Consider the following 10,530-nt stretch of genomic DNA (forward strand, 5'->3'; position numbering starts at 1 on the left):
ATTTGCTTGACTTAATAGTCATAGTATCTGGTGTATAAGTTTGAATCTTTACCGCACTAGACCCGCTCTCTTTTGCTAATTTGATTGACTGTTTTGCTATGATTCTGGTACCAAATAGAAACATACAAGATATTGGGGGGACGCATGTCTAAACACGCCTATGAGCAGTTATCTAGTGGTAGCAATAAAATGTTTGTTGTTGTTGCTGGCAACATTGGAAGCGGAAAGACAACTTTAACAAAGAAACTTTCAGAACGTTTGTCTTGGTTCGCATCTGTCAGAATTTCACAGTGGGTTTCGTGCGTATTCAACAAGCGCTCTTTCAGAGATTCCATTTGAGAGAAATACAAATGATTTTCACTTTGATACAGAGATTATCATCCAGCTCTTTCGTAAATCGTTAAGAGTTTCTGAGATCCCTATTCCAACACACTATGGTGATGAAGTGTGTCATGTGAATGGTTTTCGATATGCATTGGATGTAGTTCGTGCCACTCTCATGAGTCGTATACAGAATCTCGGGCTGCTTTATAGAAGAAAATTTGATGTAGGGGTGAATTTTCGAGCTGAGCCGTATGAGGCAAAACTCGATTTTGATTCTTCTCATTCTAAGACTGTTGAAGCATTCAATGAGCCGCAGAATGTCCTCGACCTTGGATGTGGGGAAGGCGTTGTAGCGCGTGCACTAAGCGAAAAGGGGTGCCAAGTCTCATGTGTGGATCAAAGAGATATTCCAAAGGTTCAGAGATTTGCTAAGCATTTTGAGCAACAGGATCTGAATACGTTCAAGCCGAGCAAATCACTGCGAGCCGATGCATTCGACACAATCTTACTGCTGGACATCATCGAACACCTCAATAATCCTGAGCAGTTTCTTGATCACTTAAGAGACTGTTACGGTTCACAGACTCCGCGAGTAATTATTACGACAGGAAATATCGGATTTATTATTCTTCGCCTAGCACACCTTGTTGGTCAATTTAACTATGGTCCGAGAGGAATACTCGATATCGGTCACAAGAGACTCTTTAACTTTAAGAATCTGATCAGTCTTTTGGAGGAAAGTGGTTATGTCGTTTCACGCTGCGAAGGGATCCCTGCGCCATTTCCTCTTGTATTCAAAAGAGGTCGTATCAGTCGCTTATTGATTGCACTCAACCGTATTGGTATTTCGATATCCAAACGATTGTTCTCCTATCAGATTTATATTGAAGCGCACATGACTCCGAGTGTGCCAGGTCTGCTGCACAATATGTTAGAAGATCCGAAGCAGTCTTCTCAGGAGTTATAAAGGTTGGCTTCCTACCAGTTGAGGCGCACATAAACGAGCCCATGATCCGAGGCTTCCTCAAATTCTCGTATCACTCCACTATCGTAATCGCCCTCTACGCCCGCCTTTTCATACGCATACTGCAAGTTAGTGACAGGCAAGAGAATTTCATCAAGCCATGAAAAAGTATTTCCATACAAATACGTCCCTGATGACTGGAACGTTTGAGGATCATTGGTTAGGACACTTGTGAAGATCGGGGGCAAAACGGCACCAGGTTTACAAAGTGGGACACCCCTTTTACTTAACCTGCACGGCGCTTCGCCTTGGAACCTGGAAAGAATCACCTCTCCTGTCAGGAGCCGAGCACTAGCAGAATCAAAGTGACTATTTCGGTCTCCGAGTAAAACTAAAAGATTCCCATCTCCCTTTAAGAGCTCTTCATTCCTCTGAACGATCACTCGACGCAGCGCTTCGGCCATCTCCATTCGATAGGTCTCCCAAGAAAGATCTGCTCCATCTCCGCTGTTAAACGCCTGTGATTTAAAATGAAAGGTCACAAGGGTCAGCTCACGGGAAGCAGCCTGCTCTTTACCACTGACAACCAGTCGAAGCTGAAGTGGTCCTCGCGCAAACAAGCGTGGCTCTTGACCTTCTGAGACCTTAGGGAGCTCGACCTTGGCGAATGAGGTAAGGCCATTAAATTCAATCCCTTCTTTTTCAACGATAAATCCTACCTGAGAGATTCTATCGTTCGATGGTCCTATATAAGTTACATACTCCTTATTCGTGTAATGCCGTAACCGTAACGCAAGCTCGTCTAATGCTTCTTGTGCTTTCTTCGAATTTGCACCGAGCACTTCTTGAACGGCAATAATCGTACATCCTGCCTTCTGAAAACGTTTCACCAGAGCATGCATCTTGGCTTCCCGTTCTTTTTCATTCTCGGCTTCCTCCCGCCTTTTCATAAGCGCAAGCTCGCCGAAGTTCTCTAGATTCTGGGAACAAATTATCACCTCAGGGAGACCTCGAGGATCCGTCGAATGTTCGAGGATATTTGTTCGATCATTTGCCTGAGCACATAACTGCTCTGCCGGCAGTACCCCGCACGCTAAAATTGCTATGGCAGAGATCCAACCTAAGGGAAGAAATATTTTTTTCATTACCTGATCCCTCCTGACTCCGTTAGCCGAAAACGCGATTTCCTTCTCGGTTCATTTTGGGAAAAAAACTTTTCCCACGGCTCTCCAACCTGTTCCGCCTGCGCTATCGCTGACAGACCGTATGTTCCGATTAATACTGCGTCTATAATATCCTGATATTTTTTAGGCGTCGAATGAATCGATAATCCCAAGTTTTTGAGCCGTTCTCCATGTAGGCGAACTGCAACCTCTATCGCTGTTGACTTTACAACCTCACGAGGAAGCTGTTTGCCACTCAGACCCATTACCTCGTACTGCACTGAACGGGGATGAACCCGACCAGGGACTCTCATTCCTGCTTCACGAGCAACGGTTTCAAAGACCCCCCGTACCTGCTCTACCACCAAAGCAGCGCGTGGGTCTCGCATGGTTGTGGGAGCCTCACAAACTAAAATATCGTTCGATCCAAGCCGCGCTTCTTCCCGTATCTCCCTGAACTTGACCTGCAGGTCTTCAAGGCGGTGAGCCATTGGATGCTTTGATCCAAGCGGAGATATTTTACCAACAGCAAGTAAGAAAGGGTCTGAGCCCTCTTGAGCCTTGAAAAGTGCCCATCCTGAACAGAGAAGACCTGGATCTACCGCAAAAAGTCGTGTCATTTCAATGCTTTATAATCTGATCCGTAAGCTGTATCAGACCTTCACCTCGGTTCTTTTGATACGAAACTCACGCCTACTCCCCCAAGGGTACGACCTTTACCCCATCAAAACAATCGAGTGAGTTGCCTTCTTGTGCGGTAATTACTACTTTTACGGGCTAAACCTCGATATTAAACAGGTCTCCTATGGATCATGAACTTTTATGCGAACTCTATCAAAGAATGCTTCGAATCCGTCGCTTCGAAGAAGAGGCAGCTCGACTCTACACTGAAAGAAAAATTGGTGGCTTTCTCCACCTGTACATCGGTCAGGAAGCAGTGGCTGTTGGAGCACTTTCAGTGCTCGAAAAACATGACAAGGTCATAACTGCTTACCGCTGTCATGGACACTACCTGGCTCGAGGAGGCTCTTCAAAAGCAGGTATGGCCGAACTCCTCGGTAAAGGCACAGGATGTGTCGAAGGCCGTGGTGGTTCAATGCATTTTTATGACATCGATAATAACTTTTATGGTGGATGGGGTATTGTAGGAGCGCAAGTGCCACTTGCTGCCGGTCTAGCATTCGCGCAAAAGTATAAAGAGGAGAATGGGGTAACACTCTGCTTCCTCGGCGATGGTGCCATCAACATTGGTCCTTTTCACGAAGGGCTCTCGCTCGCTTCACTGTGGGAACTTCCAGTCGTATATCTCATTGAAAACAACGAATACGCAATGGGCACTCCACTTGAGAAGACAGCTCCTACAGAAGACCTCTCAATCCGTGCACTTGGCTATGCGATGGCGCGTGAAACTATTGATGGGCATGATATTTTTGACGTTCGCTCAAAAGTTCATACAGCAGTGCAGAGGGCTCGAGAACATAACCAACCTACCTTGATTGAGGTAAAAACGTACCGATACAGAGGGCACTCGATGGCAGATCCACAAAAGTATCGAACGCGTGAAGATGTTCAGGAGCGCCAACAACGTGATGCGATCCTTCTCCTTGGACAGAAGCTGGATGAACTGCAAATGGGAGACAAACGAGCGCAGATAGAGGCTGATATTGAAAACGAAATTCAAGAAGCGGTGGAGTTTGCTGAGAATTCTCCGTTTCCAGACCCTGCAACCGCAACAAATTATACCTATATAGAAAGTTAAGAGGCTGCCGTGGAATCACTACATCAAGGGGGAGAAAGCGCCGTGAATGAAGGACTGACTGTTCGAGAAATTCCAATCCGAGACGCTCTTCAGGAAGCGATGTCAGAAGAAATGCGTTTGGATGAAAATGTCCTTCTCCTCGGAGAAGAGGTGGGTGCATACAACGGAGCATACAAGTGCTCGAAGGGTATGTTGGATGAGTTTGGTAGCAAGCGGGTTATTGATACACCGATTGCAGAGAATGGCTTTGCAGGAGTTGGCATCGGAGCTGCAATGTGCGGGCTTCGACCCATCGTAGAGTTTATGACTTTTAACTTCTCGCTGGTGGCTATCGACCAGATAATAAACACAGCGGCGAAGGCAAGACTTATGTCTGCCGGGCAACTCTCGGTTCCTATAACATTTCGTGGAGCTGGAGGCGCTGCTTATCAACTTGGTGCGCAACATGCGAACTCATTCGAGCAGTGGTATGCGTATACTCCAGGCCTCAAGGTTGTCTGTCCATCTACTCCCTACGACATGAAGGGCCTACTCAAGTCTAGTATCCGTGATGATAATCCCGTATGTTTTTTCGAGTCAGAATTGACCTATAGCATGAAGGGGCCTGTTCCAGAGGGCGAATACACCATTCCTCTTGGTGTTGCTGATGTAAAAAAAGAGGGAAGTGATATAACTCTGATTTCTTGGTCAAAAAATGTCTTTCTTACCCTCGAGGTTGCAAATGCTCTCGAGCAACAAGGGATATCGGCTGAGGTGCTTGATTTGAGAACTCTTCGACCTCTTGACGAAGATGCAATTTTTACATCGGTTGCAAAAACAAATCGAGTGCTGATCATTCAGGAACAACATGAAATGGCAAGTTTCGGAGCCTATATTAGCCACCTGATTAGCACACGCATATTTGATGAACTGGATGCACCAGTGGGGCTCGTTTCAAGTCTGGACGTACCGATGCCGTACTCGAAGAGCTTAGAAAGTGTAATCCTTCCGTCGAAGGATCGGTGCATCGAGGCTGCGCTCCAGGTTCTTCGGTAACTGCTGTCATGCCAGTCATATCGTATCACGATAAAACTCCACGAATCGCAGATGATGTTTTCATTGCGCCTAATGCGTATGTGATTGGAGATGTTGAAATCGGATCAGGTAGCTCTGTTTTCTTCGGTGCTGTGGTTAGAGGAGATATAAATCCCATCATCATTGGCGCTAAGACAAATCTGCAAGAACATGCCGTCTTACATACCTCTCGAGGACTTGGGCCTTGTATTGTAGAGGATGAAGTTACCATCGGACACGGTGCGGTCCTCCATGGGTGTCACGTCCGAAATCGAGCACTCATTGGCATGCAGGCTACCGTTCTAGACGAATCGATTATCGATGAAGACGCCCTGGTTGCAGCCAACTCGCTTGTACGGATGAAAATGCATGTACCAAAAAAGATGATGGCAGCCGGAGTTCCAGCACAGGTCCTTCGTGAAGTGAATGAACTCGAGCGGGAATTTACTCGCTCAGGGGTTGAACATTACGTCACCACAGCAGCTTTTTATAAAAACGCTCTGTAGAAACTCAAAAATTTGTGTTGTTTTGCGACTCTCTACCGTGCAGAGACTCTAACGTGCAGAGATTGGGACATACTTGCGCTCTGTCTCACCAGTATACACCTGTCGAGGCCTACCAATCCTGTTCTTCGGGTCTTCTGAGTATTCCTTTGCATGAGCAATCCACCCTGGAAGTCGCCCTAGCGCAAACATAACAGTAAACGCGTTGACTGGAATATTCATTGCCTTGTAGAGAATGCCACTATAAAAGTCGACATTCGGATAAAGGTTTCTCTCTTTAAAATAATCGTCGTTTAGGGCGGCTTCTTCGAGCTTGCGCGCGATTTCCAGGGTTGGGTCATCGCTATTTAATTTGGTCAGAACTTGCTCACACTTCTTCCTGATAACACTCGCTCGAGGATCATAATTTTTATATACCCGGTGACCGAATCCCATCAAACGGAAACCGCTATCCTTATCCTTCGCCATCTCAATATACTTCTTCACATCACCGCCATCCTCTCGGATTCGATTAAGCATCTCGATTACTTCCTGGTTTGCCCCACCATGGCGCCATCCCCAAAGTGCACAGATCCCCGAAGCAATTGAAGCAAAAAGATTAACCCCTGAGCTTCGAACGATTCTTACCGTTGAAGTCGAGCAGTTCTGCTCGTGATCTGCATGCAGAATAAGCAGCGTATCAAGGACCTCCGCAACGAGCGGGTCAACCTCAAAATGCTCCACAGGAAGTCCAAACATCATGTAAAGAAAGTTTTCCGCATAGCTCCGGCTGTTATCTGGATAAGTAAAAGGGTGACCTACAGACTTTTTGTATGCCCATGCGGCAATCGTCGGAAGCTTCGCCATTAAACGAATACTGTTCAGATATGAAACCTCTTCTGGGCTTCCCACCTCGTCCTGATAAAAGGAGGAGAGAGAAACTACAACCGACGCCAAGATCGCCATTGGATGAGCATCTCTTGGAAATCCATCGTAAAAACTTTTTACATCCTCGTGTAATAAGGTGTGATTCTTTATCTGAGCTTCGAATGAACTTAACTCCTCTGCTGAGGGAAGCTTCCCATTGATCAATAGGTATGATGTTTCAAGAAACGTACTGTGCTCTGCAAGATCCTCAATTCGATATCCCCGATACCGAAGAATCCCGTTCTCTCCATCAATGAAGGTAATCGCACTATTACAACTGCCTGTATTTCCATATCCAGGATCAAGAGTGATATATCCCGTATTCCCTCTCAACGCTGAGACATCAATTGCTTTCTCTTGTTCTGAGCCTTGAACTACTGGCAGTTCAATGGAGTTTCCTTCTGGGAAATTGACGGTGACGCTCTTGTCGGACATGTGGTTAACCTTTTTTGTCGTAGTGTGTTTGACAGTACCTTCGGGAGAATACCCTAACTTTCTAGTATGAGTAGTTTTTTGCCAGAAACGGTTCAGAAAATACACCGATTTTTGGAAACTCTCCATCAAATTTCCGCTTCTTGAAAATGACCAGGCGCTGTCTTTCCCTGTCTGGCTCATACTCATTTCTTGAGCGCAAGATTATCGGAAGAGCTTACTAAATAAATCAGGTAGTTATGACTCTAAAGAACGTGTCATCATTTGTAACCTCCCTGAGCAAGATGACTTCTTCGCTCTCGTATCAGCACTCATTCCAGAACAGCATCTCGCTCTAAGCCTAAAATTCAGGTACACTTGGTGCTCACTTCTCAAGGCAACTAGATGAGTAACAAGAAAGGTGAAAAGCTTCCTGCTATGAAAGATTTATCTGAACACTTTAGCGATGCCAATCGCTCTGTCCGGAAAGTGCACCCTCTCGGAATGCGCGTGCTTGTGCAAATAAAAAAAGCAGATTCAAAAACAGATGGGGGACTCTACCTACCAGAAAATGCAAAGGATCGGGGAGAAGAGAGTCTACTGGCTCAAGTTATCGAAGTAGCCAGTGCCATTGATGCAGATACAGATGAGGAAACGAATATTAGTGGCATTCCTCTTGGTGCGACCGTGCTCGTAGGACGTCATGCTGGAACTCGAGTGCCGTGGGACGAGTTGTTACGAATCGTCGACACCAAGGAAGTACTCGCTATTGTAGATGAAGTAGAGCTCATCTAAACACTTCATACATTCAGCCTATCCTCTCCGAGTTTCACTCTGGCTCTACTGGAGTTTCACTCTGGCTCTACTGGAGTTTCACTCTGGCTCTACTGGAGTTTCACTCTGGCTCTACTGGAGTGCTCTACTTGGCGGACTGCTCCTCGTGTTGCTCGCTTCCTTGCGGTTAAAAACATAATCGCGCTTTCTCGGAAAAAGGAGAGTAGAAGAGCAACGCAGATTCATTCAACTATATCACGAAAAGAAAATTATAATTCGTTTGACATCAACCCCATCTCGTTAAATTCTTAAGGAATGGAAGCCAGTGCCCCAAAAGAAAAAGAAACTCTTGAGGAAATTGTTCGCAACAAGAGTTTTTCACGACTCAAACTCGAAAGAGTTGTAGATAGCTACCTTGATTATTATGCCTCGGGCTCCAAGCATACCGCTAAAGCGAAGCGCAATGACACTATCCAATTTCTCGATTTTCTCGTGGACTATCATGCGGTAAGAGATCATTCTAAGCTTGAAGTTGCGCATTGGGATCATTCAAGCGTCCAAAACTTTATTGAACATTGCCTGTCGCGGGGTGAAGCACCAGCCACCGTTTCTCGCAGACTTGCTACCATAAAACATATGGGAAGAACGCTGGCAGAGCGTGTTCCAAACTTTACAAATCCAGCAAAAGAAGTGAAGCCTCCTAAAATTCAGCCACACCGGCCCAAGGCGCTGACCATTGAACAAGTGCATGATGCTCTGGAAAATGCAAAAGAAAGACGTTCACAAAGAGACACCTTCCAACGCCGTCGAAACGAAATGTTGTTCATTTTCTTGATCGAGACAGGTCTTCGAGCTGATGAAGTGCGACTCCTACGACTCGGTCAGCTGGATGAAGGAATAGAGTGGATTCAAAATGTGAGGACGAAGGGGAAAAAATTCCGTAATGTGTATATCTCTTCTGGGCTTCGTATCAGACTCCAAGAGTATCTCGATGAACGTCGACGAGAGCTCAGCCGCTTTTTCCCCGAGCTCACCATCGGTCAAGATAAAAAGCTCCCGCTTTTCATCAGTACATATCGGGTGAATCCGTTAGATCCAGACTCTTTCTTGATGGGCTCAAAGTCTATCTGGAGAGCGATCAACCAACTCTCGGCTTCCATCCGCCTCCATCCTCACCTCCTGAGACATTCTTTCGCTACAGACCTCTTAAACTCCTCACAAGACGTACGGCTTGTTGCGCAGGCACTCGGGCACAGTGATGTACGAATAACCATGAGATACACAGAAAGATCCGATAGGGATCTTGCCCGAGCTCTAGAAGCAAAGAATAATGGGAGGAACTAAGATAAAAAAGGGCGGTTATGATTAGATGTTGTTTTGTTCTCCTCCTTGCGATACCAATCCTCGCGCTTAGTGGCTGTTCAAGTCATCCATCGAGTGGAAGTCTGATTACTTCTACGAGCCCACTTCAACCGGGGATTCGAGGCACTATTCCCGCAAAAGGCTCAGACTGCCAGTATCGTTTTCTAGGAATTCTACCGCTTAATGCCTCCGCCAGCGCAGCTCAAGCACTTTCGAAAGCGAAGAAAAATGCAGATTCTGACGTTCTCACTGATGTAACCGTTGATCATAATTCTGGATACTACATCTTGTTTTCGAATAGGTGCATTCGGATAGAAGGACTTGGTGTTCCGCGCAAGCTTTTGGAACCTTCGGAACAGGTTACTGCCGAGACTACCGTAGCTCCAGATACTATACCGAGCGAGTCTTGAGCTGACACCCAAGCGCTAAAGGATAGTGCTCGCTAAGGATAGTGCTACAGACCAGTGCTATTGCAAATCTGTAATGGAGTGCGAGCGGTTGCAAGCTGCACATTCTTAAAACGGGCATCCGCTGTCTTCTCTTCTCCAAACCACTGAGGGCACTGAAAAGCCTTTGCCTCGTCTTCAGATGAGAATTCGACCTCAACCAGAGCCAAGCCATCCAAACACCCCTGAAAGATGTCTACCTCTGCCGTGTAGTCTCCTATCGGGAGCTCATACCGAGTCTTTTCAATGATTCTCCCCTGAGCTCCCACTATCAAAGCGTCAAACTGCTCTTTCGATAAGGCAGTTTCTATCTCCTTCCGAACTAATCCCATCCCCTCTTTTATGGTTACGGTACAAGTGCCCCCCTTATCTCGGATTCGAACCTCCCTTTTGAGAACTTCGTCTACAGCCAAATAGGCTTGGCGAATAAAAACAGAGGGATAGCTCTGAAGGCGAGTGCCGATCAGGTCAAGATTCACAAAAAATTTTCGCTCTATTTCCATCATCGCCCGAGAAACTTCTGAAGAATGGAGATTTGCATATATCCCCTATAAACTTTTATTCATAAAACACTCACAATATATTGGAATAAGATATTGAATTGAACAAGAATGTTCGATGTAAGAACTTCGAAGCGCGATTGAAGAGCAGCCTTTATGGAAAATAAGATTAACTACCCGTCAGCCTCTCTCCTAGAAGTCCAATATGAAACAGATGATCTGGGACTCGCCCGCTTCGAAGGTAAAAACCTGAAGCACTTTCGTGATACTTTCACCACGAAAGACTTAAAAGAAGTAACAACAATTGCAAAGAAACTGATTGCCCAACGTTTTCCGACACTTCATCAAGAAGAGGATGAACTCGT

At 45.9% G+C, this 10,530-nt stretch carries 13 protein-coding genes and 1 pseudogene; 9 read left to right on the top strand and 5 right to left on the bottom strand.

The window, feature by feature from the left end; translation table 11 throughout:
- A pseudogene (locus tag EBR25_11010) lies at positions 1–100 on the bottom strand (pseudaminic acid synthase).
- Positions 101–144: 44 nt separating this feature from the next.
- On the opposite strand from EBR25_11010, the gene EBR25_11015 reads away from it, so the two are divergent.
- Entirely contained in the window at positions 145–339 is a 195-nt protein-coding gene (locus tag EBR25_11015; protein NBW41513.1) for a hypothetical protein, read from the top strand.
- A gap of 115 nt (positions 340–454) precedes the next feature.
- The gene (locus EBR25_11020) at positions 455–1,291 is read left to right on the top strand and encodes a class I SAM-dependent methyltransferase (protein NBW41514.1); all 837 of its coding nucleotides are present in this window, start codon (positions 455–457) and stop codon (positions 1,289–1,291) included.
- Between the two features lie 11 nt (positions 1,292–1,302).
- Here EBR25_11020 and EBR25_11025 read toward each other — a convergent pair whose 3' ends face one another.
- Entirely contained in the window at positions 1,303–2,433 is a 1,131-nt protein-coding gene (locus tag EBR25_11025) for a hypothetical protein (protein ID NBW41515.1), read from the bottom strand.
- Positions 2,433–3,071 (bottom strand): hypothetical protein, encoded by a 639-nt coding sequence (locus tag EBR25_11030; GenBank protein NBW41516.1) that lies wholly within the window; start codon positions 3,069–3,071, stop codon positions 2,433–2,435. The genes EBR25_11025 and EBR25_11030 overlap by 1 nt, the downstream gene beginning before the upstream one ends.
- A gap of 185 nt (positions 3,072–3,256) precedes the next feature.
- On the opposite strand from EBR25_11030, the gene pdhA reads away from it, so the two are divergent.
- The 3 genes from pdhA (at position 3,257) to EBR25_11045 (ending at position 5,769) form a co-directional block, all read left to right on the top strand.
- Entirely contained in the window at positions 3,257–4,210 is a 954-nt protein-coding gene (gene pdhA, locus EBR25_11035; GenBank protein ID NBW41517.1) for a pyruvate dehydrogenase (acetyl-transferring) E1 component subunit alpha, read from the top strand.
- A gap of 69 nt (positions 4,211–4,279) precedes the next feature.
- Complete coding sequence (locus EBR25_11040; GenBank protein NBW41518.1) at positions 4,280–5,245, top strand: alpha-ketoacid dehydrogenase subunit beta; 966 nt, start codon at positions 4,280–4,282, stop codon at positions 5,243–5,245.
- Positions 5,246–5,253: 8 nt separating this feature from the next.
- Complete coding sequence (locus tag EBR25_11045; GenBank protein NBW41519.1) at positions 5,254–5,769, top strand: gamma carbonic anhydrase family protein; 516 nt, start codon at positions 5,254–5,256, stop codon at positions 5,767–5,769.
- Between the two features lie 48 nt (positions 5,770–5,817).
- Here the strand turns inward: EBR25_11045 and EBR25_11050 are convergent, their stop codons facing one another.
- On the bottom strand, positions 5,818–7,107 hold the full coding sequence (locus EBR25_11050; GenBank protein NBW41520.1) for a citrate synthase: 1,290 nt from the start codon (positions 7,105–7,107) through the stop codon (positions 5,818–5,820).
- 465 nt (positions 7,108–7,572) lie between these two features.
- On the opposite strand from EBR25_11050, the gene EBR25_11055 reads away from it, so the two are divergent.
- From EBR25_11055 to EBR25_11065, 3 genes are all read left to right on the top strand, one after another.
- Complete coding sequence (locus EBR25_11055; GenBank protein NBW41521.1) at positions 7,573–7,878, top strand: co-chaperone GroES; 306 nt, start codon at positions 7,573–7,575, stop codon at positions 7,876–7,878.
- A gap of 294 nt (positions 7,879–8,172) precedes the next feature.
- Positions 8,173–9,201, top strand: coding sequence for a hypothetical protein (locus EBR25_11060; protein NBW41522.1), 1,029 nt, complete (start codon positions 8,173–8,175; stop codon positions 9,199–9,201).
- Between the two features lie 17 nt (positions 9,202–9,218).
- Entirely contained in the window at positions 9,219–9,629 is a 411-nt protein-coding gene (locus tag EBR25_11065; GenBank protein NBW41523.1) for a hypothetical protein, read from the top strand.
- Between the two features lie 44 nt (positions 9,630–9,673).
- On the opposite strand, the gene EBR25_11070 is transcribed toward EBR25_11065, so the two are convergent.
- Positions 9,674–10,210: a CYTH domain-containing protein gene (locus EBR25_11070; GenBank protein ID NBW41524.1), complete on the bottom strand. Its 537-nt coding sequence runs from the start codon at positions 10,208–10,210 to the stop codon at positions 9,674–9,676.
- Between the two features lie 111 nt (positions 10,211–10,321).
- Here EBR25_11070 and EBR25_11075 point away from each other — a divergent pair.
- Positions 10,322–10,530, top strand: a 209-nt coding sequence (locus EBR25_11075; protein ID NBW41525.1) for a hypothetical protein, incomplete at its 3' end; no start/stop codon positions are given.

The organism is bacterium, assembly GCA_009926305.1.
Taxonomy (GTDB): domain Bacteria; phylum Bdellovibrionota_C; class UBA2361; order UBA2361; family RFPC01; genus RFPC01.